The sequence below is a fragment of the Pseudomonas sp. So3.2b genome, assembly GCF_019464415.1.
GTDB classification, from domain to species: Bacteria; Pseudomonadota; Gammaproteobacteria; order Pseudomonadales; family Pseudomonadaceae; genus Aquipseudomonas; species Aquipseudomonas shahriarae.
Window position 1 is genome coordinate 160,378 of the sequence record NZ_CP080494.1, and the last position, 23,695, is coordinate 184,072.

Annotated in this window: 26 protein-coding genes; 15 read left to right on the forward strand and 11 right to left on the reverse strand. The window is 60.9% G+C overall.

All coding sequences use genetic code 11. From position 1 onward, the window contains the following. Window positions 1–5: 5 nt before the first annotated feature. The 3 genes from K1X80_RS00715 to K1X80_RS00725 all read left to right on the forward strand — a co-directional run bounded on the left by K1X80_RS00715 (window position 6) and on the right by K1X80_RS00725 (window position 2,867). Entirely contained in the window at window positions 6–767 is a 762-nt protein-coding gene (locus K1X80_RS00715; RefSeq protein ID WP_233093208.1) for a Slam-dependent surface lipoprotein, read from the forward strand. Window positions 768–860: 93 nt separating this feature from the next. Then, on the forward strand, window positions 861–2,360 hold the full coding sequence (locus K1X80_RS00720) for a surface lipoprotein assembly modifier (RefSeq protein ID WP_120734371.1): 1,500 nt from the start codon (window positions 861–863) through the stop codon (window positions 2,358–2,360). 99 nt (window positions 2,361–2,459) lie between these two features. Further along, on the forward strand, window positions 2,460–2,867 hold the full coding sequence (locus tag K1X80_RS00725) for an SMI1/KNR4 family protein (RefSeq protein WP_029290059.1): 408 nt from the start codon (window positions 2,460–2,462) through the stop codon (window positions 2,865–2,867). A gap of 52 nt (window positions 2,868–2,919) precedes the next feature. On the opposite strand, the gene K1X80_RS00730 is transcribed toward K1X80_RS00725, so the two are convergent. Then, window positions 2,920–4,683 carry a cation:proton antiporter gene (locus K1X80_RS00730; protein ID WP_057961209.1) on the reverse strand — a complete coding sequence of 588 codons (1,764 nt, stop codon included), beginning with the start codon at window positions 4,681–4,683 and terminating at the stop codon, window positions 2,920–2,922. 294 nt (window positions 4,684–4,977) lie between these two features. Here K1X80_RS00730 and K1X80_RS00735 point away from each other — a divergent pair, with 294 nt between their 5' ends. After that, on the forward strand, window positions 4,978–5,463 hold the full coding sequence (locus K1X80_RS00735) for an acyl-CoA thioesterase (RefSeq protein ID WP_057961210.1): 486 nt from the start codon (window positions 4,978–4,980) through the stop codon (window positions 5,461–5,463). Between the two features lie 56 nt (window positions 5,464–5,519). Here K1X80_RS00735 and pdxY read toward each other — a convergent pair whose 3' ends face one another. Then, window positions 5,520–6,392 carry a pyridoxal kinase PdxY gene (pdxY, locus tag K1X80_RS00740; RefSeq protein WP_057440574.1) on the reverse strand — a complete coding sequence of 291 codons (873 nt, stop codon included), beginning with the start codon at window positions 6,390–6,392 and terminating at the stop codon, window positions 5,520–5,522. A 116-nt stretch (window positions 6,393–6,508) separates the two neighbouring features. Here pdxY and K1X80_RS00745 point away from each other — a divergent pair, with 116 nt between their 5' ends. Next, window positions 6,509–6,901 (forward strand): DUF3301 domain-containing protein, encoded by a 393-nt coding sequence (locus tag K1X80_RS00745; RefSeq protein WP_057440575.1) that lies wholly within the window; start codon window positions 6,509–6,511, stop codon window positions 6,899–6,901. Here the strand turns inward: K1X80_RS00745 and K1X80_RS00750 are convergent. From K1X80_RS00750 to dksA, 4 genes are read right to left on the reverse strand one after another with little or no spacing between them, the layout of a single operon-like run. Beyond that, on the reverse strand, window positions 6,895–7,857 hold the full coding sequence (locus K1X80_RS00750) for a GTP-binding protein (RefSeq protein ID WP_186625705.1): 963 nt from the start codon (window positions 7,855–7,857) through the stop codon (window positions 6,895–6,897). The genes K1X80_RS00745 and K1X80_RS00750 overlap by 7 nt on opposite strands. A 45-nt stretch (window positions 7,858–7,902) precedes the next feature. Continuing rightward, window positions 7,903–8,547 (reverse strand): DUF1826 domain-containing protein, encoded by a 645-nt coding sequence (locus K1X80_RS00755; protein WP_057440577.1) that lies wholly within the window; start codon window positions 8,545–8,547, stop codon window positions 7,903–7,905. After that, on the reverse strand, window positions 8,547–9,755 hold the full coding sequence (zigA, locus tag K1X80_RS00760; protein ID WP_186625693.1) for a zinc metallochaperone GTPase ZigA: 1,209 nt from the start codon (window positions 9,753–9,755) through the stop codon (window positions 8,547–8,549). The genes K1X80_RS00755 and zigA overlap by 1 nt, the downstream gene beginning before the upstream one ends. Before the next feature lie 26 nt (window positions 9,756–9,781). Further along, the gene (gene dksA / locus K1X80_RS00765; RefSeq protein ID WP_186625698.1) at window positions 9,782–10,186 is read right to left on the reverse strand and encodes an RNA polymerase-binding protein DksA; all 405 of its coding nucleotides are present in this window, start codon (window positions 10,184–10,186) and stop codon (window positions 9,782–9,784) included. 126 nt (window positions 10,187–10,312) lie between these two features. Here dksA and K1X80_RS00770 point away from each other — a divergent pair, with 126 nt between their 5' ends. The 5 genes from K1X80_RS00770 to K1X80_RS00790 all read left to right on the forward strand — a co-directional run bounded on the left by K1X80_RS00770 (window position 10,313) and on the right by K1X80_RS00790 (window position 13,975). Then, window positions 10,313–10,681, forward strand: a complete 369-nt coding sequence (locus tag K1X80_RS00770; RefSeq protein ID WP_186625699.1) for a glutamine synthetase — start codon at window positions 10,313–10,315, stop codon at window positions 10,679–10,681. 78 nt (window positions 10,682–10,759) lie between these two features. After that, window positions 10,760–11,665, forward strand: a complete 906-nt coding sequence (gene folE2 / locus K1X80_RS00775; protein WP_198817634.1) for a GTP cyclohydrolase FolE2 — start codon at window positions 10,760–10,762, stop codon at window positions 11,663–11,665. After that, window positions 11,662–12,087 (forward strand): phosphoribosyl-AMP cyclohydrolase, encoded by a 426-nt coding sequence (hisI, locus tag K1X80_RS00780; RefSeq protein WP_198817633.1) that lies wholly within the window; start codon window positions 11,662–11,664, stop codon window positions 12,085–12,087. The genes folE2 and hisI overlap by 4 nt, the downstream gene beginning before the upstream one ends. After that, the gene (locus tag K1X80_RS00785; protein ID WP_115129320.1) at window positions 12,084–12,644 is read left to right on the forward strand and encodes a DapH/DapD/GlmU-related protein; all 561 of its coding nucleotides are present in this window, start codon (window positions 12,084–12,086) and stop codon (window positions 12,642–12,644) included. Before hisI ends, K1X80_RS00785 begins: the two co-directional genes overlap by 4 nt. 2 nt (window positions 12,645–12,646) lie before the next feature. After that, window positions 12,647–13,975, forward strand: a complete 1,329-nt coding sequence (locus K1X80_RS00790; protein ID WP_220172614.1) for a dihydroorotase — start codon at window positions 12,647–12,649, stop codon at window positions 13,973–13,975. 14 nt (window positions 13,976–13,989) lie between these two features. Here K1X80_RS00790 and K1X80_RS00795 read toward each other — a convergent pair whose 3' ends face one another. Beyond that, window positions 13,990–14,511 carry a DUF3617 domain-containing protein gene (locus K1X80_RS00795; protein WP_057961218.1) on the reverse strand — a complete coding sequence of 174 codons (522 nt, stop codon included), beginning with the start codon at window positions 14,509–14,511 and terminating at the stop codon, window positions 13,990–13,992. A 130-nt stretch (window positions 14,512–14,641) separates the two neighbouring features. On the opposite strand from K1X80_RS00795, the gene cls reads away from it, so the two are divergent. Further along, complete coding sequence (gene cls, locus K1X80_RS00800) at window positions 14,642–16,081, forward strand: cardiolipin synthase (RefSeq protein WP_057444243.1); 1,440 nt, start codon at window positions 14,642–14,644, stop codon at window positions 16,079–16,081. Between the two features lie 61 nt (window positions 16,082–16,142). On the opposite strand, the gene cfaB is transcribed toward cls, so the two are convergent. The 4 genes from cfaB to K1X80_RS00820 form a co-directional block, all read right to left on the reverse strand. Next, entirely contained in the window at window positions 16,143–17,327 is a 1,185-nt protein-coding gene (gene cfaB / locus K1X80_RS00805; RefSeq protein WP_120734377.1) for a C17 cyclopropane fatty acid synthase CfaB, read from the reverse strand. Window positions 17,328–17,412: 85 nt separating this feature from the next. Next, window positions 17,413–18,195: a DNA-binding domain-containing protein gene (locus tag K1X80_RS00810; RefSeq protein WP_057961221.1), complete on the reverse strand. Its 783-nt coding sequence runs from the start codon at window positions 18,193–18,195 to the stop codon at window positions 17,413–17,415. Continuing rightward, complete coding sequence (locus K1X80_RS00815; RefSeq protein WP_057961222.1) at window positions 18,186–19,031, reverse strand: DUF692 domain-containing protein; 846 nt, start codon at window positions 19,029–19,031, stop codon at window positions 18,186–18,188. Before K1X80_RS00815 ends, K1X80_RS00810 begins: the two co-directional genes overlap by 10 nt. Window positions 19,032–19,093: 62 nt before the next feature. After that, the gene (locus K1X80_RS00820) at window positions 19,094–19,348 is read right to left on the reverse strand and encodes a hypothetical protein (RefSeq protein WP_057440587.1); all 255 of its coding nucleotides are present in this window, start codon (window positions 19,346–19,348) and stop codon (window positions 19,094–19,096) included. A gap of 216 nt (window positions 19,349–19,564) precedes the next feature. Here K1X80_RS00820 and K1X80_RS00825 point away from each other — a divergent pair, with 216 nt between their 5' ends. The 4 genes from K1X80_RS00825 to K1X80_RS00840 are packed head-to-tail and all read left to right on the forward strand — an operon-like array spanning window position 19,565 to window position 23,687. After that, complete coding sequence (locus K1X80_RS00825) at window positions 19,565–20,188, forward strand: CDP-alcohol phosphatidyltransferase family protein (protein WP_057961223.1); 624 nt, start codon at window positions 19,565–19,567, stop codon at window positions 20,186–20,188. Between the two features lie 10 nt (window positions 20,189–20,198). Continuing rightward, window positions 20,199–21,953 (forward strand): bifunctional alpha/beta hydrolase/class I SAM-dependent methyltransferase, encoded by a 1,755-nt coding sequence (locus K1X80_RS00830; RefSeq protein ID WP_057440589.1) that lies wholly within the window; start codon window positions 20,199–20,201, stop codon window positions 21,951–21,953. A gap of 2 nt (window positions 21,954–21,955) precedes the next feature. After that, window positions 21,956–23,254 (forward strand): phosphatase PAP2/dual specificity phosphatase family protein, encoded by a 1,299-nt coding sequence (locus K1X80_RS00835; RefSeq protein ID WP_057961224.1) that lies wholly within the window; start codon window positions 21,956–21,958, stop codon window positions 23,252–23,254. Further along, window positions 23,244–23,687, forward strand: a complete 444-nt coding sequence (locus K1X80_RS00840) for a hypothetical protein (protein ID WP_169990845.1) — start codon at window positions 23,244–23,246, stop codon at window positions 23,685–23,687. Before K1X80_RS00835 ends, K1X80_RS00840 begins: the two co-directional genes overlap by 11 nt. Window positions 23,688–23,695: the final 8 nt, after the last annotated feature.

Sequence of the window (23,695 nt, forward strand, 5' to 3'; positions counted from 1 at the left end):
ATGAAATGAAATCTTTCAAACACACAGTATTGGCAGTGGCACTTCTGGGTCTGGCTGGCGTTGCTCAAGCAGCCACTTCTTCTGGTCAAAGTTACGATGGCACCATCGTTGTTGACGGTTCCAGTGGCACCGGCTCTACGAACCACCCTGGCTCGGCGGGTCAGCCTGCCATTGGCGTAAAAGCGTTTTACAACGGTACAAAAGTTGCCTTCAGCGGCTTGAAAGGCATGGCTGCCAACGACGCAAATGGTGTATCCACCATTACTACCGCGATGATGCCGGCTTCCCACTCCACACTGGGCAACTTTGACTTCAAACAAGTCGCCAACCAACAGGTGTACTACGGCGAGTGGTCGCAAACCGGCGCCAACAATGACCCAACCCGTGTTGTGTACTACTCCGGCGACACCACTGGCCGCGTACTGCCAACTGCCAACGTGACCTATGCGGTACAGGGCATTAACAATTACTCCGGCGCTAACGTGCTGTCCGGCGACCTGACCGCTTCCTTCGGTACAGCGGCACCAACCCTGACCGGCTCGTTGAGCAACAGCGCCCTGAAAGTCCAGTTGTCGGCCAACATCAACACTGCCGATGCCAGCTTCGCCGGTACTGCACGAGCCCGTGACGCCGTGAGTAACGCAAGCCTGTCAACCGGCACCACCCAAGGCAGCTTCTTCGGCGCAGGCTCCACCGCGTCGCTGGCCGGTATCGCTAAGTTCTCCGATCGCAACTACGACACCGCCTTCGGTGGTGTCGCCAAGTAATCGTCGGTTGAACCTGTTGTAGCACCACCTAAGCAAGTGCCTGCCCCCAGGCACTCGCTTTGGGCGTTTTGAAGCGATCCCGAGAGCCCGGTAATGCCCCAGCCCTACTGCAAGCGATCCCTCACGCTACACGTTTTGCCCTTTTTCCTACTGCTGTTCATAACCCCTACGGTATTTGCTGCCGACCAGGACACCAGCCTGCGCCTGAACCAGACCATCGAGTACCGCGCCAATCAGCAAGAGCGCGAGTTGCTCAAAGATGAAATGCCCAGCGACGGTGCCGCGCCACTCTTGAACATCGACGGTCAGGACTACACCGTTGGCAACACCCTGGATGAGTTGGGCCGTGCAGTGTATGTGTCGATCTCGCGCCAGAACTGGTCCCAAGCCAGGGACTACCTCAAACGCTACACCGCCCTGCCCGGCCACGACCCGATGCTCACCGCCTATGCCAAGGGTGGCCTGGCCCGCGCCGATGGCGACCTGGAGCAAGCCGAAGATTATTACCGCCAATTGCTGGCGATACAGTCCGACTTCCTGCCGGGCCGCCTGGAGCTGGCGCGGGTGCTGTTCGAAAACCGCAAGGATGGCGAGTCCAACGCCGTATTCCAGCAGATCAGTAGTGGCCTCAGCCCCTCCGACGCGCAGGCCATGGGCCTGGGCAAGACCGTCGACAGTTTCAAGCAGGCCCTGGATCACCGTGAAGACTGGCAAGGCTCCTTCGCCATCGGCCCGACCTGGGGCAAAAATCTCAACCAGTCCCCCGAAAGCACAGTGACGTATCGCTATGTCACTGCCGAAGAAACCATTCTGGTCCAACGCTCGCTGCCCAAGGCAGTGTCTGCCCACGGCACCGATTACGAGGCAACGCTCAACAAGCGCATCGCCCTTAGCGGCCATCACGGGGTGTTCATGCGCTCGCTGTTGTACGGCCAGGCGTATGAAAAGGAGAGCAAGTACAACGAAAGCACAATTATCAACAACGCCGGCTACAGCTATCACGATGCGAAAAACCAGTACGCCCTCGGGCCATCCTATGAATTCAACACCATCGCCGACAACGCCATGTACAGCGCCTGGGGGCTGCGCGGCGAATGGATTCACACGCTGTCAGCCACGCGGATGTTCAAGCTGGAAGGCGAATACAAGGACATGGCCTACAAACACGAAATCAATAGCAACCTCGACGGCGGCATCAGTTCTTTCTACGCCACTCTGTGGCAGGCCCTGCCCCAGCGCTGGACGTTGTTCGGCGGCGTGGACCTGAGCCAGCGCAACGCCCGGGACAGCACCCAGGCTTACCTGCAAAAAGGTGTGCGACTGGGCGTCGCCAAGGATTTCGAGGTGGGCGTCAGCGCTGTGCTGTTCGCCTCATACCGCCAGCGCCAATACGATGCCTACAGCGCCATTGTCGATGAGCGACGCAACGACGATGAACAGGGCTACACCTTTATCCTGCGCGCCCCACGCCTGGCGGTGATGGATGTGGTGCCCAGTCTGACGGTCAAGTACAACAAGGTCGTCAGCAATGTCGACTGGCTTTATTCCTACGATAAAAACAGCATCAGCCTAAAGCTGGAAAAGCAGTTTTAACCAATAACCCCGGGTTTTCTATTTCGCGGTTGCACTTATAGCGAGCTACTGTATAAAACGCCCCTATAAACCGCGCCATTTAGCATGAGGATCCCGGCCGTGGAAGAAGTTATCGAACAATTGCGTGAAGCCAACGAACCGGTACCGGTTCCTCTGGAACTGCCCGACGAAGACCAGTTGGTGGAAGTCGAAGAACAGCTGTTTATCAACATCCCGTTTGTGTTCAAGGAATTCCTGCTGACCGTCAGCGATGTGGTGTATGGCAGCCTGGAACCGGTGACCATCACCGACCCCCAGTCCCACACTTACCTGCCGGAAGTCGCCGCCAATGCCTGGGATATCGGCGTGCCTCGCGAACTGATCCCGATTTGCCAGGATGGCGACGACTACTACTGCGTCGAAGAAGACGGCACGGTGGTCTTGTGGTCCGGCGAAGAAGAACTGGTAACCGAAGAGTCATGGGAATCGGTGTGGCACTGGGCGCGGGACGTGTGGCTGGAAAGCTGAGCCAAAACCAGTGACAAGGGGGCGGTGTGCAAAGCCCCCTCGCCACATACGCTCAATGCTCCGGCGTGTCCTTGTGATTATCCAGGGTTTCCAGCAAGGCCACTTGCATGCGCGTATGGATGCGGATGAACCAGCGCCAGAGCACGGCAGCCACTGCGGCCGTCACCACCGCAATCAATACCAGCAACTTGTTGGTCGGCAAAATACTGGCCGACAAGGCCGCCAATAGCAGGAAGATCACCAGCAGCGAGAGAATCGGGATCAGTTCGGCAATCACCCGCCGTACACGTTGGGTATGGCGCCCAGCCATTTCCGGCTTCACGCTCATTTCCGCCAGCAGCATCGACAGCGCCTTGAGCTTGCGATATGCGGCAATCAGAAACGGCAGCGACAGTAGCAACGCACCACCCCAGATCAATGCCTTCTGCCAGCTCGGATCACTGATCCAGCCTTCCAGATACCCTCCAATGCGCGCGGCGAAGAAGCTGCCGGTAAAGAAGATCGCCACCACCAGCGCCAGGTTTACCCCTACCTGCAAGATGATCTTGCGGATCATCGACGCCAGCATCGCGCCTTCGCCCTGGGGCGAAATGCTGCGCAGCCATTCGCCATACATGCCAAACACCCGGCTCAGACGCTGTGGCATCACAGCCGCGATCTTCAAGGACAATGGGTCGGCGCCACGAATAAGGTATGGCGTGAGCAACGTAGTGATGGCGGAAACGGCCACCGCCACCGGGTAGAGAAAGTCGCTGGTGACCTGCAAGGTCATCCCCAGCGCCGCAATGATGAAAGAAAATTCGCCGATCTGTGACAGGCCCATGCCCACCCGCAACGAGGTGCGGCCGTCATTACCGGCGATAAACGCGCCAAGGCCACAGGACAGCATCTTGCCCAGCACCACGGCCACAGTAATCACCGCAATCGGCCACGCATATTGCAGCAGGATCTGCGGGTCGATCATCAAGCCAATGGCAACGAAGAAGATGGCACTGAACATGTCGCGAACCGGCTCGATCAGGCGTTCTATTTTCAGCAATTGCCGGGACTCGGCCATGATCGCACCGATCAGGAAGGCGCCCAGCACCATGCTGTACTCCAGCTTGACCACCAGCAGGCAGAAGCCAAAACACAGGCCCAGGACGGTGATCAGCAGCATCTCGTTGCTTTCAAACTTGGCCACGTAGGCCAGCAGGCGTGGCACCAGCAAAATGCCAATCACCAGGGCCACGATCATGAACAGTGAGAGCTTGCCGACCGTGGAAAATACCTCGCCGGAGCTGACCGTGCCGCTGACGGCGATGCTCGATAACAAGGCGATGATGCCGATGCCCAGGATGTCCTCGACGATCAGCACGCCAAAGATCAGTTGGGCAAAGCGCTGGTTTTTCATCTTCAGGTCGTTGAGCGCCTTGACGATGATGGTGGTCGAGGAAATCGCCAGGATCGCACCGAGGAACAGTGAATCCATGGTGTTCCAGTCGAACCATTGGCCAATTTCATAGCCAATCCAGATCATCAGGATGATTTCCAGGAAGGCCGCGATAAACGCCGTGGCGCCGACCTTGAACAGCTTGCGTAGGCTGAACTCCAGGCCCAGGCAGAACATCAGGAAAATCACCCCCAGCTCGGCCAGGGTCTTGATGGTGTCTTCGTCGTGGATCAGGCCGAAAGGCGGGGTGTGCGGGCCGATGATAAAGCCGGCGACGATGTACCCCAGGACGACCGGCTGCTTGAAGCGATGGAACAGGATGGTCACCACCCCTGCCACGAGCATGATCACGGCCAAGTCCTGGATAAAACTGATGGCGTGCATGGCGAGGGGCTCCTTGAGGGTACTGGCACTGTCCCGAATTCCAGGCAGCCGCCACAACGGCGCGCAATATGCGGAAGGAAAAGTCTGCCTTATTCGTAAGAAATGCCCTTGAAATGGGCTTTTCAAGGGTAACACCGCGACTTGCGGCAGAAAGCCGGTGCAATATATGGAAACAGATCGCCCTGGGCGTGACGGCAAGCCCCGTCCCGGCGTCCCGTTAGGGATGGCGCTGTAATGATTCGAGCATCCGCAGAGGTGCCCCCCCCAACCAATGCCTACAACCGTGAGTGTGCTATGGAACCCGGAAACGCCCAGCTGTCGATGACGGTATTGATGACCCCTGACATGGCCAATTTCTCAGGCAATGTCCACGGCGGTACCCTGCTCAAGTACCTCGACGAAGTGGCCTACGCCTGCGCCAGCCGTTATGCCGGCCGCTATGTCGTCACACTGTCGGTGGACCAGGTGATTTTTCGTGAGCCGATCCATGTGGGCGAACTGGTGACATTTCTGGCTTCGGTCAACTACACCGGCAACACGTCGATGGAAGTGGGGATCAAGGTGGTCACCGAGAACATCCGCGAGCGCTCGGTGCGCCATACCAACAGTTGCTTCTTCACCATGGTTGCCGTCGACGACGCCCGTAAACCGGCCGCCGTGCCAGCGTTGCAGCCACAGAACAGTGAAGACAAGCGCCGGTTTATCCAGGGCAAACAGCGCCGGCAGATTCGCCAGGAGCTGGAGAAGCGCTACCAGGAAATCAAAGCCGACGCGCTGTAAAACACAATCCCCCTGTAGGGGCTGGCTTGCCAGTTCCTACAGGGGGATTTTGGGTGTTACAGACTGATCGGCGTGGCTTCAAAGCGCACGCGCGGATGGGCGATGCGGTCCTGGGCCCGTACCAATTCCAACTCGTAACTGGCGCATGCCTGGGTTTCCAGCAGCACTTCATGCACAGCCGACGCCGTGAACTCGAACGCGGCCAGCAGGCTGTCGCCCAGCAGCACCCGCGCCAGGAACAGGCCCGATGTCAGGTCGCCCACCCCCACCGGCTGGCGCGCAAATGCCAGCAGCGGCCGGCGCAGGTGCCAGCTGCCTTCGGCCGTCACCAGCAGCATTTCGAAACCGTCCGCCAGCTTGCCCGGGTAGTCCAGGTGCTTGACCAGCACCGCTTTGGGCCCACGCGCCAGCAGGGCACGCGCCATACCCAGGCAATCGAACAGCGACTGCGGTTTACGCCCGCAAAAGCTGTCCAGCTCCAGTTGGTTGGGGCACAGAAAGTCGGCCATGGCCACCGCTTCGTCCAGCAAAAAATCACTGACTTCCTGGGGTACGATGCAGCCTTTTTCCGGATGGCCCATCACTGGGTCGCACAGGTACAGGGCCCTGGGGTTGATCGCCTTGATCCGCGCCACACCGCTCAGGATCGCCCGCCCCTGGGCGGCGCTGCCCAGGTAGCCGGACAGCACCGCATCGCAGTTGCCCAGTTCGCCAATCGCCGCAATCCCCTCCACCAGCGCCGGAATTTGCTGCGGCGCCAACACTTCTCCCGCCCAGTGGCCATACTGGGTATGGTTGGAGAACTGCACGGTGTTGAGCGGCCAGACATTCACCCCCACTCGCTGCATGGGAAATACGGCGGCGCTGTTGCCGGCATGGCCGAAGACCACATGGGACTGGATCGCAAGCAGATGAGGTGTGCGTTTCATGCAGGAAACTTCCGTAAAACCGTTGAATTCTGGCCGCGCAGTATGCGACTAAAAGCATCCTGTACGACAGACCGGAGACACAGTTAAGCTGGCCTTACTTTGTTGGAGCAAATCGCATGCTGACCCTGGGAAATATCTTTGTGCTGATGCTAGTGGCGGCGGCTGCCGCCTGGGTGTGGCACAACCACGGCTTGCGCGAGCGTGCGCTGGAGAGGGTCAAACAGCATTGCGCCAAGCTCGACATCGAATTGCTCGACGGCGCCGTGGCCTTGAAACGCATCGGCTTCGTCAAGGACGCCAGCGGCCGCCGGCGTTTGGCGCGGGTCTACAACTTTGAGTTCACCGTGACCGGTGAGGCCCGCCACCCTGGCACCATCACCCAGTTTGGGGCCCACAGTGCGCAGATCGAACTGGCGCCCTACCCGTTTGAAATAAAGACCCCGCCGCCCAGCGCCGAAGTGATTGAACTGAGCCAGTGGCGTCAGGAGCACGGCAAGAGCCGTCACTGACGGCAAGCGGCCAGGGCCTTTTGCAGTTCTGCCACGTCCTTCTCTTCACTGAAGATCAGCTCGATGCGTGAGTCCCGGCGCCATTCGCTGGGCTGCCAAGTGAGCATGGTGTTATCCACAGCGTTGGCCGAAACCCAACCATCTGCGCTGTGGATAACCAATTTGGCACGGCGCCAGTCCAGGCCCTGCAACCATTGCCGCAGCAACGCGGGATCGAACTGCTGGCTCGGGTGCCAGCGCCAACCGATGCTCCAGCCGCCTTCCTGCGCCTGGTGCAGGCAAATCGGCACGCACGGATCGCTCCAGATTGCCGGGATTTGCGTCAACCCCTTGGGCACTTCAACGTTATCCACAGGCGCTCCGGCCTGTGCGCCGAACCCTGGCAGGCGGACCAATGGCAGTTGCGCCTGTCGAGTCCAGTAAACCTCGCAGGCTGGTAATGTGTTTTCGATAACGCTGCGTTGCGCGGCATCCAGCCCTTCTTCCTTGTTCAGCACCAGCAACCCGGCACTGGCCAATGCCTCGCGTTGCGCGTCGGGCAACGGTCTGCCTGCCGCCAGTGCCTGGGCATCCAGGACCAGCACACAAGGCTGGACGGCCAGCACGGTTTGCCAGGGCGCCTGGCGCAACTGCGCCAGCAATTGCGCCGGGTGCCCCAACCCTGAGGGTTCGATAAACAGGCGGTCCGGCTTGGCCTTACGCAGCAGGCGACCTAGCCCTATCTGGAATGGCGCACCATTCACACAGCACAAACAGCCACCGGCCACTTCGCCGATGGCAATACCGTCGTCATCCAGGGTCAGCAGCGCAGCATCCAGGCCAATCTGCCCGAACTCATTGATCAACACCGCCCAACGCTCATTGGCCGGGCGCTGGGTGAACAGGTGCTTGATCAAGCTGGTCTTGCCAGCCCCCAAGGGGCCGGCAATCACATGCGTGGGAATATTCTGCAGCATCGTGGACATTATTCAGGCCGTGTAGAGACGATTGATCCTACCCGGTTATGCCAGCCAATCCAGCGTCAGAATCAGCCGTCGTTCATTGGCGGCCAGCGCCGGCGAACGATGAATCAAGCCGTAGCCTTCATTGCCACGCCACTTTTCGCCTTTGAGCAGGGCGACTTCACCGCAGTGGATTTGTTCGATGCGCTCGGTGGGCTCCGCGTCCGCCTGACTCAACTGACGTCGGTCCATCACCCCTTCGCGCAACCATTGGCTGCCGATACCGGCATAGGTGGTGATCAAGCGCACGGGCACATGATCGACGTGAAAACGCGGGCACATGGCCTTGTCCAACAGCCTTAACCGCACGCCAATACGCTTGGCGCCCAGCAGGCAGGCAAAGGCGCTGACCAGCCATGCCACATCGGCGATAAACCCGTCGTAGCCCTCAAGGTCACGACAACCTGCGGCCAAGCCCTGCAAGTTGGGCTCAGCATCTTCACTGTCCAACTCAACCACCAGCGATTCTGCCAGCGGCTCGTTCAGCGAGACCAGCAACGCACCAAACTCGGCGATATGCAGCGGCAACTGACGCTGCCACAGCGCCAGGTTCACCCCGTTATCGAGGATATCGGCGAGCGCCAACGGGGTTTCACCACGGGTCTGGCGAATCACCGGGCGCAGTTGAATCACAGGGGCCAACATCAGGCGGCTGCCTCCTCATACCAAGGGCCAAAAGGATCGACCAGCAGGCGCCAACCTTCGACGCCCTGGGCCATTTCATCGTCGGTCAGCAGGCACGCGTCCAACTCCGCGCGCAGGCGCACGAAGTCGATGTTCTGCCCGATAAACACCAGTTCCTGGCGGCAATCGCCGGTGCTCAGTTGCCAGTTCTCCATGATCGCCGCGACGCTTTGCTGGTCCTCGGGCCATTGGCTCTTGGGCACAAAGCGCCACCAGCGACCAGCAAAACCATGGCGCATCAAGCCACCGGCCTGGGACCAACTGCCGGCGTCGCGATGTTTGCTGGCCAGCCAGAAAAATCCCTTGGAGCGCAGCAGCCTGCCGTTGACCCACGGGCGGTCGATAAAGTCGAAAAAACGCTGGGGATGGAATGGCCGGCGCGCCCGATAGGCCGTGGAGGCGATGCCGTATTCTTCAGTCTCCGGCACATGTTCGCCACGCAGTTCCTGCAGCCAGCCCGGCGCCTGGGCCGCGCGCTCGAAGTCAAAACGCCCGGTATTGAGGATCTCGGCCAGCGGCACTTCGCCCATGACCATGGGAATGATGCGCGCCTGGGCATTCAGGCGTTCAAGGATGGCCACCAGTTCTTCACGTTCGTGGCTGCTGATCAGGTCGATCTTGCTGATAAGGATGACGTCGGCAAACTCGATCTGCTCGATCAACAGGTCGGTGATGGAACGCTCATCATCTTCACCCAGGGTTTCGCCCCGTGACGCCAGGCTGTCGGCGGCTTGGTAGTCGAGCAGGAAGTTCATGCCGTCGACCACGGTGACCATGGTGTCCAGACGCGCAATGTCGGCCAGGCTCTGACCGTTTTCATCGCGAAAGGTGAAGGTTTCTGCCACGGGCAGCGGTTCGGAAATGCCAGTGGATTCGATCAGCAGGTAGTCGAACCGACCCTCCCTGGCGAGCTTTCCGACCTCAACGAGCAAGTCTTCGCGCAAAGTGCAGCAGATGCAGCCGTTGCTCATTTCCACCAGTTTTTCTTCGGCGCGATTGAGGCTGACGTCGCGCTGCACCGCAGCGCCATCAATGTTGATTTCGCTCATATCGTTGACGATCACCGCCACTCGCAGGTTTTCGCGGTTGCGCAGGACGTAATTGAGCAGCGTGCTTTTACCGGCGCCGAGAAAGCCGGACAGCACGGTTACGGGTAGACGGTCGGTCATCGGGTGTTCCTCATCAGGTTGGCCGGTCAAATCGCCCGTTGATGGCGTTCGCGCAGCTCTTCACGTTCTTTGGCTTCAATACACAGGGTGGCCGTGGGCCGCAGCAACAGACGCTTGAGGCCAATCGGCTCGCCTGTCTCACGGCACCAGCCGTACTCACCACGGGCGAGGTGCTCAAGGGCCTCGTCGATCTTGTCCAGCAGCTTCTTTTCCCGCTCCAGCAGACGCAGTTGCCATTGGCGCTGTTCTTCGGCGCTACCGATATCGGCGGGATCGCTATGGGGTTCCTGCTCGCGCAGCACGATGAACTCGGCTTCGATGCGCGCTTGCAGGTCATAGCGCTGAGCCAACAACAGCTCGCGGAAAAAGGCCTGCTGGGCCTCATTCATATAATCAGCAGGTGGTTGAGCGAGCAGGTCTTGTTCAGTCATCAGGTCGGTTCACGGGTCAGGCTGTATTTTGATGTTATAGTATAACAATGCAAATAAGCTAATCCCCTCTTGCCCGTCACGACGAAGGGCGCAATCCTTGAACGCCTCCAGGCCCCGAGAAACGCGATGAAATCCCTGTTATGCGGTGTGTTGCTGCTGGTAGCGACCCAGGCCGGCGCCCAAGTAGCCAGCCCCCTGGCCACGTGCACCCGCAGCGCCACCCTGCTGGCCTGTGTCGATTCCCAGGGCAATGCCTACAGTGTCGCGACCGCAGGCAACACCACGTATTTGCGCGGATTCGAGGTGATCGGCAAGCGTTACTGGGCGCAGACCAATAGCCGCTACGGCCAATTGACGTTCTTTACCGGTCTGGCCTCAGACGGTGAGGCGTGGGTCGGCTACACACGGCGTGTGGGCTGGACCACGATCAACCGGTTCTCCAGTTCCGGAGGCTCCAGCGCCAAGTTCACCTGCAGCCGTATCAGCGGGTGCTAGAGCGGTCGTAGAAAAATCATCGTCGATCTAATTGTTATACTATAACATGTCAGATTATCTCCAACGATGGACCTGCTCATGAATGCGCTGACTCTGCCCGATATCGCCGCGCAGGCTTCTCGCCAAGCCTTGCCCCTCGACTGGGTGGGTATGTGCGGCATTGCTCTTCCCATCCTGATCGACGGCCAACGTTTGAGTGCCAAGGCCGATGCCGGCGTGAGCCTGGATGACGGCGAGGCGCGGGGCATTCATATGTCGCGCCTGTACCTGGCGTTGGAAATGCTCGAGCAACAAGACCTGCAACCGGCGCTGCTGCGTCAGGTGTTGCAGCGATTTCTCGATAGCCATGAAGGGTTATCGAGCAGCGCCTACCTGCGGATTCACACCGATTTGCTGCTCAAACGCCCGGCGTTGGTCAGCCCGCTATCGGGCTGGAAGACTTACCCGGTGACCATCGAAGCGCGTCTGGAAAAACAGATGTTCCACGTGGAACTAAAAATTGACGTGACCTACTCTTCCACCTGCCCATGCTCTGCGGCCCTCGCCAGGCAGTTGATTCAACAGCAATTTGTTGATCACTTCGGCAACAAGTCGTTGCAACACGAAGATGTACTGGCCTGGCTTGGCAGCGCCAATGGCATCGTCGCCACGCCCCATAGCCAACGCAGCAGTGCGCTGTTGCAGGTCCATCTGCAACCCGACGTCCAAGTCTTGCCCCTGACAGCCTTGATCGACCAGGCCGAAGCAGCCCTCGGCACCGCCGTACAAACCGCTGTAAAGCGCGCCGATGAACAGGCGTTCGCCCTCGCCAACGGCCAGAACCTCATGTTTTGCGAAGACGCCGCGCGCCGCCTGAACCTGGCACTGAAACGCTCGGATGCGGTGCAAGCCATTCAACTCAAAGTCATCCACGCCGAAAGCCTGCACGCCCATGACGCCGTGGCCGAAAGCCATTGGACGAGAGGCACCTCGGGCACCCCATGAAACTGACGATGCTCGACCTGGAAGCGGCAGCCGTGGGTAGCCGTTTTCCCCTGGCCCCCGTATTGGATGCCCTGCCGTGGAACAGTGACGGCCTGATCGCCGCCATCGCCCAGCAACACGGCAGCGGCGCAGTGTTGATGCTGGCCTGGATGAACCGCCAGGCCCTCGACGAGACCCTCGCCAGCGGCCAGGTCTGCTACTGGTCACGCTCGCGCCAGCAGTTGTGGCGCAAAGGCGAAAGCTCTGGCCACCAGCAGCAGTTGATCGAAGCACGCCTGGATTGCGACGGCGATGCCGTGTTGCTGATCGTCGACCAACAAGGTCCTGCCTGTCACACCGGCCGACCCACCTGTTTTTACAACGCTATCGAAAACGATCAACTGCACATCATCACCGCGCCTCTCAAGGAACCTAAAGCATGATCCGCAAGAATCCTTCCGGCGATCTGCCGGTCATTGCCGAGTCGGCCTACGTCGATAAAACCGCGATCATCTGCGGCAAGGTGATCATCGGCGAGAACGTATTTGTCGGCCCCTATGCGGTGATCCGCGCCGACGAAGTCGACGCCACCGGCGACATGGACCCGATCACCATCGGCGCCAATTCCAATATCCAGGACGGCGTGGTGATCCACTCCAAATCCGGTGCGGCGGTGACTATCGGCGAGTTCAGCTCCATCGCCCATCGCTCGATTGTCCACGGCCCCTGCACTGTCGGCGACCGGGTGTTTATCGGCTTCAACAGTGTGCTGTTCAACTGTGTGGTCGGTGATGGCTGCGTGGTGCGGCATAACTCGGTGGTCGATGGCCGCGACTTGCCCGCCGCGTTCTATGTGCCGTCCACCACGCGCATCGGCCCCAACACCGACCTGTCGCAGTTCCCGCCCGTGAGCGTCAGCGCATCGGAGTTTTCCGAAGACGTGGCGCGTACCAATGTCGACCTGGTGCGCGGCTACAAAGCCCTGCAAAACGAGTTCTAAACATGAGCCGCTTGCTGATCCGCAACGCCCGCCTGGTGAATGAAGGCCAGGAATTCGATGCCGACGTGCTGGTCGCCAACGGCCGTATCGAAAAAATCGCCGGCAGCATCCAGGGGCAAACGGCCGAGATTGAGATTGATGCCCAAGGCCAATGGCTGCTGCCGGGCATGATCGACGACCAAGTGCATTTCCGCGAACCTGGCGCGCCGGACAAAGGCAGTTTTTACAGCGAGTCCCGCGCCGCAGTGGCCGGGGGCATTACCAGTTTCATGGATATGCCCAACACCCAGCCCGCGACCTTGACCCTGGAAGCTCTGGCCGACAAAAAACGCCGCGCCGCACTGCACTCGGTAGCCAATTACGGGTTTCACTTTGGTGTCAGCAACGACAACCTCGACACCGTGGCTGCCCTTGATCCGCGGCAGGTCGCCGGGGTCAAAGTGTTTATGGGCGCCTCCACCGGCAATATGCTGGTGGATGATCCACGCGTCCTGGAGCGTTTATTTGCAGAGGTGCCGACCATTCTCCTCGCCCATTGCGAGCACACGCCGAGCATCCAGGCCAATGAACAACGCTTGCGAAACCGGTTTGGCGAGGCGATCCCCGCCGTCGCCCACCCGCTGATTCGCGACGCCGAAGCCTGCTATCGCTCCTCATCCCTGGCCGTGGAGCTGGCGCGCCGCCACGGCACGCGCTTGCATGTGCTGCACCTGACCAGCGCCCGGGAACTGTCGTTATTTGAAGATAAACCGCTGGCAGAAAAACGCATCACGGCAGAAGTGTGCGTGCACCACTTGCTGTTCGACGACCGCGACTACGCCCGCCTCGGCCACCAGATCAAATGCAACCCGGCGATCAAAACCCGGGCCGACCGCAATGCCCTGCGCCTGGCACTGCTGAGCAATCGCCTGGATGTGATCGGCACCGACCACGCACCTCATACTTGGGAGCAAAAACAGCGGCCATACCGCGAGGCACCAGCGGGGTTACCCCTGGTGCAACATGCGCTACCGGCGTTGATGGCGGACGGCCTGTTGCCCCTGACCACATTGGTAGCGAAAACCAGTCATCGCGTTGCCGACCTGTTCGCCATTCCCGACCGGGGGTACCTGCGCGAGGGCTACTGGGCCGACCTGGTGCTGATCAAACCCGAGCCCGAAGGCAAACCGGTGAGCAGCCAACCGATCCTCGCCCGCTGCGGCTGGACACCCTTTGCCGAGCGCAGCTTTCGCCATAGCGTCAGCACTACTCTGGTGTCAGGCCATGTGGCCTGGCACCAGGGGCAGGTGATCGACAGTTGCCAGGGGCTGCCCCTGCATTTTCTGCGCTAAAACCCAGGAGCCGTTCAGGCCCGGGGTTTGACCGTGCCACAGTCGTTGCCCAGCCACTGTGCATGGGTGTCGAGGCTGCCGTTCTGCTGCACGCCAGTGGCATTGAAAGTACCGTTGACCGTGGTGGTGAACGCCTTCTGGCTCTGGAACGTGGCCACGCCAGTGCCCTGGGCTTTCGGGCAACTGAAGCGGAATTTCCACTGGTTGCCGGTCTTGTCTGTGACCTCTTGCTTGCAACCCGATTGCGGGTCGGTCAGCGGGATGGAATCAGAGGCCACCTGGGCCGGGGTCAGGCAGACCTGCACGCCCTTGCCAGCCATGGTGATGCCTTGTTTTTCCAGCATTGCGCGTTGTTCCGGGGTCATCTGTTGCTTCAGTTGACCGAGGATCAACGACAAGTCCGGCAGATTCTGGTTATCGACTTTCATATTGCTGGTGGTCAATTCCCACAAGCCCGGCGCCAACATCTGCGCCTGCGCTGCCACCGGCAGCGTCAAACCAACAACCATGGCCAAACCAAGCAGACGAGCATTCATCGGGTAACTCCTGGGTAATTGTCGGCGTTAGACGTCGTAAAGTGGTCGGCGTTGCATGCTCAATAAAATAGCGACAATCGCCGCCGAACATGGTCTGTTACGCATTGGATTGTCAGGAGTACCGTTGCCCATGGATTTCTTCGGCCCGCACTTGCTTGGCTACTTCATCGCAACCCTGCATTTTCTCGGCTCGCTGGCTGCCCTGCACGCGGTGCTCACCGTGCGTACCGCCCAAGGCTCAATCGCCTGGGCACTGTCGCTGATGTTCATGCCGTACCTGACGCTGATCCCCTACCTGATCTTTGGCCGCAGCAGCTTCGACGCCTATATCCAGGCGCGGCGCCAGGCCAACCAGGAAATGCACAAGGCAATCACTGAGTTGAACTGGCGCCCTTGGGTCGAAGAAGCCCTGGCTGCGCGTAACTCCCTGGCCTACGCCTCCCTGCGCGCCATGCCCAAGCTGGGACGCATGCCGTGTCTGGCGAACAACCAGGTGCGTTTGCTGGTCAATGGCGATGCCACCTTCAGCGCCATCTTCGACGCCATCCGCGCCGCCAAGACTGCCGTGTTGGTGCAGTTCTTCATCATTCATGACGATGAACTGGGGCGCCAATTGCATGCACTGCTCAGGGCCAAGGCCGCCGAAGGTGTAGCCATCTACGTGCTGTATGACCGCATCGGCAGCCACTCCCTGCCCCACCGCTATGTGCAATCGCTACGCGATGCCGGGGTGCAGATCAAGGCGTTTGCCACCCGCAGCGGCTGGCTCAATCGCTTTCAGGTGAATTTCCGCAACCACCGCAAGATTGTCGTGGTCGATGGCCTGACCGGTTTTGTCGGCGGGCATAACGTCGGCGACGAATACATGGGCAAGAAGCCGCCGCTCGCCCCCTGGCGCGACACCCATGTGCAAGTCAGCGGCCCCGTGGTGGCGTGCCTGCAAGAATCGTTTGCCGAAGACTGGTTCTGGGCCGCGCGCGAACTGCCGCCGCTGATCCTGCCCGATACCTATGCCGATGACGGCGTGCTCTGCCAATTGCTGGCCAGCGGTCCGGCGGACCCGTATGAAACCTGTTCGCTGTTTTTCGTCGAAGCCATTCATGCGGCGACTGAGCGGGTGTGGATCACCAGCCCGTATTTCATCCCCGATGAGGCGGTATTCGCCGCGCTGCGCCTGGCGGTGTTGCGTGGCGTGGACGTGCGCTTGCTGCTGCCGTCACGCCCCGACCATCGCATTGTGTATGCCGCCTCCAGCCTGTACGCGATTGAAGCGGTGCGCGCCGGGGTCCGGGTGTTCCGCTACAAACCGGGTTTTTTGCATCAGAAAGTGGTGCTGGTAGATCGGGAAATCAGCGCCATCGGCAGTGCGAACCTGGACAACCGTTCGTTCCGCCTCAACTTCGAAGTGATGTTGCTGACAGTCGACGAAGCCTTCGCCAGCGAGGTGGAACACATGCTGCTGGATGACTTCGCCCAGGCCCACGAAACCAGCCAGGAAGAAAGCCAGCAGACCCGCCGCCTGCAGCAACTGGGCATGCGCGTGGCGCGGCTGATTTCCCCTATCTTATAAATTGCGCCGGACAGAAGGTGGGAGCTGGCTTGCCAGCTCCCACACTCAGCCATCGGTTGGCTCAGCGGTAGAGATCTTCCCGCGTCCACGGCAACTCATGGCTGCCATCGGCATGGGGCTTGACCGCCAGGATCTGGTGCAGGTTGATCCACCCACGCGCAAACGCATAGGCGCAACCCGCCAGGTACAGGCGCCAGATACGCAGTGCCTGGGCCGGGACCATTTTTGCCGCCGCCTCCAGGTTGTCTTCCAGGCGTTCGCTCCAGTGGTCGAGGGTGCGTGCGTAATGCAGGCGCAGGCTTTCCACGTCGACCACTTCCAGGCCGACTTCGCTGATTTCGGCGCTGATCATCACCAGGTGCGGCAGCTCACCATTGGGGAACACGTAACGCTCGATAAACTCGCCGGCACCGCGCCCCACCGGGCGGCCATCGGTATGTTTGGCGGTGATGCCATGGTTGAGCACCAGCCCCCCTTCACGCACGGCGCCGAACAGGGTCTGGCAGTACTGCGCCAGGTTGGCGTGGCCGACGTGCTCGAACATGCCGACGCTGACGACTTTGTCGAACCGCCCGTCCTGGGGCAGGTCACGGTAGTCGAGCAATTTCAACTCAACCAGGTCTTCCAGGCCCTCAGCGATTACCCGCTCCTTGGCCAGTGCCAATTGTTCCTTGCTCAGGGTGATGCCGAACACCTTGACCCCGAACTCGCGGGCCGCATACCGCGCCAACCCGCCCCAGCCACAACCGACATCCAGCAGGTACTCCCCAGGCTGCAGGCGTAGCTTGCGGCACAGGTGGCGGAATTTGTCTTGTTGGGCTTGGTCGAGGGATTCGCTGCCGGTCTCGAAGTAACCGCAGGAATAGGCCATGTCGCGGTCCAGCCAGAGCTGGTAGAACTCGTTCGACAGGTCATAGTGGTAGGAAATCGCGGCCGCATCCGTAGCCTTGTCGTGAATCGAACGCACCGGGCCGGCGTGCTCGTCCTCCTCGAGCAGGGCGTGGCTCAATTCGTCACACACCCGGATTACATCGCTGATCGAGCCTTCCAGCTCCAGCTTGCCTTCAACGAAAGCAGCGCCCAGGGAATCGAGCGTGGGGTGGGTCAGTTGCGTCACCATCACCGGATCCTTGACCACGATGGTAACGCTGGGCTCCGGGCCCAGGTTGAATTCATGGCCATCCCAGAGTCGCAGACGCAGCGGTAGCTGAAGATTCTGTAAGGCCGGTGGAAGTTGCGCGAGCATGAGTAGTCCCCCCTTGTTTCAGACGTCCGAAATGAGGGTAGACCATCCACAAAAAGTAGCAGGCTATCGGTTCGATAACGCCCTTTTATGGTGCCCGACGTTGCAGCAAACCGTCCTCAACCCACTGTTTCAACCACGTGACAGCTTGCAGCGGCGCGCCCTCTTGATAAGTGACTGCCAATTCCGCGCACAGTTCTGAAAAACTCCACCCGCTGTCGGCCATCCCGGCCAGGGCGTACGCCTCGGCAGGCTCCAGGCTCCGGTAACGGCACACCTGTTGGTGACGCCAGATCAGGCACACCTCGGCCAGCGGCAACGCCTGGCTACCGGGAAACCCAGCCTGCGCCTTGACCGCACGCCAGATCTGCAGGCTGTTGAAGCGACACAGCACTTGCTGCACCGCCGGCGTCCACTCAACCTGCAATAACGGCCAGGCCTCGGGCGCCAGCCGGGCCATGTCTTCAAGAGTCAGGGGTTGGCCCGCAGGCGCATCAAACGCCAGGGTAAAGGCCCATTCCAGGCGCGCCAGCTCCACCAGGGGGGCGGCTTGTTCGGCGACCAGATGCTCGTCGATAAAGTCTGCAAACCGTTGCCCCAGCCAGCGCAGGCTGAAATGCGTGGATGGATAGCACTGCACATAGGCCACCACCAGCCCGGCAAACTCGTCGTCCCCCAGCCAATGCCACACCGCCGGGAAATCCCCCTGCATCACTTCCAGCAAACGGGCCCGATAGGCGTTGTGGTAGATCGCCAGGCCGGTGTCGACATCCAGTGTCGGGCCACCGATCAAGGTGCCGGCAAAGCCAGTGTCGTCGGCGTCTGCCAATAAATGCCGTTCAAACGCCAGTTGCCAGTCGGTCAGGCGCATAGCGACCTCCGGGCCAAGGCATCCGCCCCCAACTCACGGGCCTTGCCCAACTCGTCGAGCAGCTCGGCAAACGGCGGGAAATGGTCATCGCGCTCCAGCAACGTCGCCACTGGCCCCAGGTGTTCCAGTGTCTGTTGAAACAGCTGCCACACCGGATCACACACCGGATGGTCATGGGTATCGACCACGTAGTCGCCGTAGTCCATATGCCCGGCCAAATGCAGTTGGCGGATGCTCTGCGGCGGCAGGTTGCGGATAAAGGTCCAGGCGTCGAAGCCATGGTTGCGCGAACTGACATACACGTTGTTGACGTCCAACAGCAGCTCGCAACCGCTGAGGTGGCTCAAGGCGCTGAGAAATTCCCACTCGGTGAATTCATCGGCCTTGGATCGCACATAGCTGGAGACATTTTCCAATACCAGCGGCCGCTCCAGCACCGCCTGTACCTGCCGCACACGGGTGGCGACGTGGTAGAGACTTTCTTCGGTGTAGGGCAGCGGCAACAAGTCATGCAGTTGATGGGCGTTGCCCCGGCTCCAGCACAGGTGATCGGAGACCCATGCCGGCTTGACCCGGTCGGCCAATTGCTTGAGTTGCTTGAGGTAGTCCCTATCGAGGGCATGGGGGCCGCCAATGGACAGGGACACCCCATGCATCACCAGCGGATAACGCTCGGCGATGGCGTCCAGGTAGTACAGGGCCTTGCCGCCCTGGACCAGATAATTCTCGGAGACGATTTCGAACCAGTCCACCTCCGGCGACTGCTCGATGATGTGTTGATAGTAATGACTGCGTAGCCCCAGGCCGTAGCCCAGGCAAGGAACCGATACCGACATGACGAACTCCTGGAAAGTGTCCGCAGCGACGTGCACACCGCTGCGGGATCACGTATTCGCGGTTACTCGCCGACTTTGCCGCCAGCCGCATCGCAAGCGGCCTTGGTCATTGCCTTGAAGCCATGGCCCTTGCAGACAGCCTGGCCTTTGCAGGCGTTTTCAGCGGTCTTGCAGTCGTTCATGCCTTTGCAGGAGGTCACGCCGTAGCAATGCACGTTCGCCTCATCGGCGGCCTGCGCCTGGGTCGCGACACCGGCAAACATCGTGGCGGCAGCAATGGCCAGGGCAGCACCGGAAACAGCGTTCTTGAAGTTCATTGTGGTATTCCTCATGGGTCTGTAGGGGGTCGGCTGAACGGTTTGTCCAGTCCCGACACAGCACTAGAGTGAGGTGCCGCAGGGGCGTTACAGCGCCGTGAAAATTTTCCTGATTTCCTGAACCGTTGTAGGAGCCATCACTAGTGCGCACCGCGATTTATCGTCACACTCACAGCAGATTTTTCGTGGGATCACGGACAAGGAAGCGTCACCCTCATGATTTCGATCTATCAGCTCAAACCGCGTTTTCAAAACCTGCTGCGGCCCCTGGTGCAGCGCCTGTATGACAACGGCACCACCGCCAACCAGATCACCGTGCTGGCCGGGATCGTGTCGTTGCTCGTCGGCCTGCTGATCGCGGGGTTCGCCCAGCACGCCTGGGTGTTCGTACTGATCCCGCTGTGGATGATCCTGCGCATGGCCCTCAATGCCATCGACGGCATGCTCGCCCGGGAATTCGGCCAGCAATCACGCCTGGGCGCCTACCTCAATGAACTGTGCGACGTGATCGCCGACAGCGCGCTGATCCTGCCATTTGCCCTGCTCCCCGGGGTCAGCCTGGCGCCGGTGTTGCTGGTGACGCTGCTGGCGGTGTTCAGCGAATACGCCGGCGTACTCGGGCCGATGGTCGGTGCCTCGCGCCGCTACGACGGGCCCATGGGCAAGAGTGATCGGGCGTTTGTCCTTGGCGTACTCGCCACCGGCGTGGCCCTGGGCTGGCTCGGCGCCGGCTGGGTCGACGGGGTGATGTGGCTGGTGGCGGCATTGCTCGCCTACACCCTGGTCAACCGTGTGCGCCAGGGCCTCAAAGAACAATCCGACATCTCTCCGACGGCATAAGGATCTTGCGATGCGCGAACAGCAACAGCACACCTTCAGTACCCATGACGGCGTAGAGCTTTTCTATCGGCATTGGCCCGCGACCAGTGCCACCGGGCCTGAGCCACGCCAGGCGATCCTGCTGTTCCATCGTGGCCACGAGCATTCCGGGCGCATTGCGCACCTGGTGGACGAGTTGGACCTGCCACAGTTCGATTTCTTCGCCTGGGACGCCCGTGGCCATGGCCAGTCCCCCGGCGAGCGTGGCGACAGCCCGAGCTTTGCCACCAGCGCGCGGGACGTGCAGACCTTCTGCGACCATATCGGCGCCACCTATGGCATCGCGCCAGAAAACCTTGCAGTGATCGCCCAGAGCGTAGGCGCAGTGATTGCCGCCACCTGGGTCCACGACTACGCCCCGAATATCAGGGCCCTGGTGCTCGCCTCCCCGGCGTTCAAGGTCAAGCTCTACGTGCCCTTCGCTCGCCCGGGCCTGGCGCTGATGCGGCGCTTTCGCGGCAATTTTTTCGTCAACAGCTACGTCAAGGCCAAGTTCCTCAGCCATGACCCCGAGCGTGTCGCGTCCTATGACACAGACCCACTGATCACCAAGGCGATCTCGGTAAATGTGCTGTTGGGCCTGTACGAAGCGGCCGACCGCGTGGTCGCCGATGCCCAGGCGATCCAGGTGCCGACCCAACTGCTGATCTCCGGCTCGGACTTTGTGGTGCACCGCAAACCCCAGCAACAGTTCTTCGAGCGGCTTGGCAGCCTGAAAAAGGAACTGCACATCCTGCCCGGCTTTTTCCACGACACCCTCGGCGAACGTGACCGCGCCGTGGCACTGGCCAGCGCCAGGCGTTTTATCCTGCAAAACTTCGCGCACCCGCTGGACCGCGCCAGCCTGCTGGACGCCGACAAAATCGGCGCGACCTGCGCCGAATCCGAATCCCTCGCCGCGCCGCTGCCGCACAACTCCCTGCGCGACCTGTACTGGCGCATGACCCGCGCCAGCATGGGCCTGGGCCGCAAGCTGTCCGAGGGCGTGAAGCTGGGCTTCGACACCGGCTTCGACTCGGGCAGTACCCTGGACTACGTGTACCGCAATACCCCCACCGGCAAGGGCGCGCTGGGGCGGATGATTGATACCAACTACCTGAACTCCATCGGCTGGCGCGGGATTCGCCAGCGCAAACTGCATGTTGAAGAGTTGTTGCGCCTGGCCATGGCCAAGCTGCGCGACGACGGGCGCGAAGTGCGTATCGTCGACATTGCCGCAGGGCATGGTCGGTACATTCTGGAAGCCTTGCAGGGCGTTTCGCCGCTGCCTGAGTCAATCCTGTTGCGCGACTACAGCGATATCAACGTGCGCGACGGTGGCGCGCTGATCCGCGAGAAAGGCCTGGGGGAGATTGCGCAGTTCGTCAAAGGCGATGCCTTTGACCGGGCCGACCTCGCCGCACTGGCGCCCACGCCGACACTGGCAGTGGTGTCCGGGCTGTACGAACTGTTTGCCGATAACGCCATGGTCGGTGGTTCCCTGGCAGGGCTGGCCGAAGCCGTGGAGCCCGGCGGATACCTGGTGTACACCGGCCAACCGTGGCACCCGCAACTGGAACTGATCGCCCGCGCCCTGACCAGCCATCGCCAGGGCCAGGCCTGGGTGATGCGCCGTCGCAGCCAGGCGGAAATGGATCAACTGGTGGAAGCCGCGGGCTTTCGCAAGATCACCCAGCGTGTGGATGAGTGGGGCATCTTCAGCGTGTCGCTGGCGCAGAAGATCTGACCATGCGCGAACCAGGTCTCTTCAAACCAGCCCTGCTCTGGCTGCTGCTGTTGGCGCCGCTGTTTTTCAGCACCTACGGCTTAGCCACCTGGGTCACCAGCCAGCGCAGCGACGTGGGCACCCTGGTATTCGGCTGGGAAACCCATATGCCGTTCTGGGCCTGGACCATCGTGCCCTACTGGTCGATCGACCTGCTCTACGGCTTCTCCCTGCTGCTGCCTAACAGCCGCCATGAGCTCAAGCAACATGCCCTGCGTCTGCTCAGTGCGCAGGTGATTGCCGTGAGCTGCTTCCTGCTATGGCCGCTGCGCTTCACCTTTGAGCGCCCGGAAATGGACGGCGTGTTCGGCTGGCTGTTTGCGGTACTGGCCGGGTTCGACAAACCGTTCAACCAGGCACCCTCGCTGCATATCGCTTTGCTGGTGATCCTGTGGGTGATGTACCAGCGGCATAGCCAAGGCCTGTGGCGCTGGCTGGTGCATGGCTGGTTCGCGCTGATTGGCATTTCGGTGCTGACCACTTACCAACACCACTTTATAGACTTACCCACAGGCGCCCTGGCCGGCTGGCTGTGTGTGTGGCTATGGCCGGTGGATCAACCCAGCCCACTGTTGCATGCGCGGCCGGCCAAAGACCCGAAACGTTGGCGCCTGGGGTTGCGCTACGCCATGGGCGCCCTGGTGCTGACGATAGTGGCCTTTACCGGGGGCGGTGCCTGGCTATGGCTGCTGTGGCCTGCCGTCGCGGTGTTGCTGGTGGCGCTCAACTACTGGCTGCTGGGCGCCGCAGGCTTTCAGAAACGCGCAGATGGCCGCCTCAGCCCGGCAGCACGCTGGCTGTATGCGCCTTATCTCGCGGCGGCGTGGCTCAATTCGCGGCTGTGGACGCGCAAGCATCCGCAGCCTGACCGGGTTGTGGATAACGTATGGTTGGGGCGAATTCCGACGCCAGCGCAGCTGAGTTCTTTCAATGCGGTGGTCGATCTGTGTGCCGAACTGCCTGTTTATCCACAGGGCCGCGCTTACCATGCCCTGCCCGTCCTCGACCTGACCGCACCCACACCGGCACAGTGCCTGGAGGCGGCCCAAGCCATCGAGCGCTTGCGCGAGCACGGCCCGTTGCTGGTGTGCTGTGCCCTCGGCTATTCCCGCAGCGCCAGCGCCGTGGCGGCCTGGCTGCTGCACAGCGGACGGGCGGCCACGGTGGACGAGGCACTGGCTATTATTCGTACAGCACGATCGGATGTGGTCCTGCATGCCGATCACCGCCAAGCCTTGGGAGCACTGCCCTATGCCCGCTGATATGCAACTCCAGGTAGTCGCCAGCCTGCTGCGCCGCGGCCGTTCGCTGGATCAGTTATCCACAGGCCTGACCCTGCTCGGGGTACTGTTTGGCCTGGCGCAATTGTTGATGGTCAGTATCACGCCGATCTGCCTGTTGCTCAGCCTGTGGATGATTGTCCTCGGGCTGCTGCAAAAGTACTGGGCGCTACGGGTGGCCTTCGACGCCGACCTGTTTGCGCTGATGGCCAAGGACATAGAACGCACCGGCGAGCTGGACCAGACTCTGCAAACCCTGGGCCTGCAACCCGCCAACCGCGCAAGCCGGCCCTGGACCGAACGCCGGCGTGGCGCCCTCAAATTGCTGCGCAAACAGGCCTACCTGCTGGGCGCGCAAGTGTTACTGACATTGGCCGTCATCCTGGCCAGCCCGTGGCTGCCCTTCGCCGGATAAGGAATCCT

Coding starts and splice junctions, on each gene's coding strand:
- K1X80_RS00715 (WP_233093208.1), top strand. CDS start 6: ATGAAATCTTTCAAACACACAGTATTGGCAGTGGCACTTCTGGGTCTG.
- K1X80_RS00720 (WP_120734371.1), top strand. CDS start 861: ATGCCCCAGCCCTACTGCAAGCGATCCCTCACGCTACACGTTTTGCCC.
- K1X80_RS00730 (WP_057961209.1), bottom strand. CDS start 4,683: ATGCACGCCATCAGTTTTATCCAGGACTTGGCCGTGATCATGCTCGTG.
- K1X80_RS00735 (WP_057961210.1), top strand. CDS start 4,978: ATGGAACCCGGAAACGCCCAGCTGTCGATGACGGTATTGATGACCCCT.
- pdxY (WP_057440574.1), bottom strand. CDS start 6,392: ATGAAACGCACACCTCATCTGCTTGCGATCCAGTCCCATGTGGTCTTC.
- K1X80_RS00745 (WP_057440575.1), top strand. CDS start 6,509: ATGCTGACCCTGGGAAATATCTTTGTGCTGATGCTAGTGGCGGCGGCT.
- K1X80_RS00750 (WP_186625705.1), bottom strand. CDS start 7,857: ATGCTGCAGAATATTCCCACGCATGTGATTGCCGGCCCCTTGGGGGCT.
- K1X80_RS00755 (WP_057440577.1), bottom strand. CDS start 8,547: ATGTTGGCCCCTGTGATTCAACTGCGCCCGGTGATTCGCCAGACCCGT.
- zigA (WP_186625693.1), bottom strand. CDS start 9,755: ATGACCGACCGTCTACCCGTAACCGTGCTGTCCGGCTTTCTCGGCGCC.
- dksA (WP_186625698.1), bottom strand. CDS start 10,186: ATGACTGAACAAGACCTGCTCGCTCAACCACCTGCTGATTATATGAAT.
- K1X80_RS00770 (WP_186625699.1), top strand. CDS start 10,313: ATGAAATCCCTGTTATGCGGTGTGTTGCTGCTGGTAGCGACCCAGGCC.
- folE2 (WP_198817634.1), top strand. CDS start 10,760: ATGAATGCGCTGACTCTGCCCGATATCGCCGCGCAGGCTTCTCGCCAA.
- hisI (WP_198817633.1), top strand. CDS start 11,662: ATGAAACTGACGATGCTCGACCTGGAAGCGGCAGCCGTGGGTAGCCGT.
- K1X80_RS00785 (WP_115129320.1), top strand. CDS start 12,084: ATGATCCGCAAGAATCCTTCCGGCGATCTGCCGGTCATTGCCGAGTCG.
- K1X80_RS00790 (WP_220172614.1), top strand. CDS start 12,647: ATGAGCCGCTTGCTGATCCGCAACGCCCGCCTGGTGAATGAAGGCCAG.
- K1X80_RS00795 (WP_057961218.1), bottom strand. CDS start 14,511: ATGAATGCTCGTCTGCTTGGTTTGGCCATGGTTGTTGGTTTGACGCTG.
- cls (WP_057444243.1), top strand. CDS start 14,642: ATGGATTTCTTCGGCCCGCACTTGCTTGGCTACTTCATCGCAACCCTG.
- cfaB (WP_120734377.1), bottom strand. CDS start 17,327: ATGCTCGCGCAACTTCCACCGGCCTTACAGAATCTTCAGCTACCGCTG.
- K1X80_RS00810 (WP_057961221.1), bottom strand. CDS start 18,195: ATGCGCCTGACCGACTGGCAACTGGCGTTTGAACGGCATTTATTGGCA.
- K1X80_RS00815 (WP_057961222.1), bottom strand. CDS start 19,031: ATGTCGGTATCGGTTCCTTGCCTGGGCTACGGCCTGGGGCTACGCAGT.
- K1X80_RS00820 (WP_057440587.1), bottom strand. CDS start 19,348: ATGAACTTCAAGAACGCTGTTTCCGGTGCTGCCCTGGCCATTGCTGCC.
- K1X80_RS00825 (WP_057961223.1), top strand. CDS start 19,565: ATGATTTCGATCTATCAGCTCAAACCGCGTTTTCAAAACCTGCTGCGG.
- K1X80_RS00830 (WP_057440589.1), top strand. CDS start 20,199: ATGCGCGAACAGCAACAGCACACCTTCAGTACCCATGACGGCGTAGAG.
- K1X80_RS00835 (WP_057961224.1), top strand. CDS start 21,956: ATGCGCGAACCAGGTCTCTTCAAACCAGCCCTGCTCTGGCTGCTGCTG.
- K1X80_RS00840 (WP_169990845.1), top strand. CDS start 23,244: ATGCCCGCTGATATGCAACTCCAGGTAGTCGCCAGCCTGCTGCGCCGC.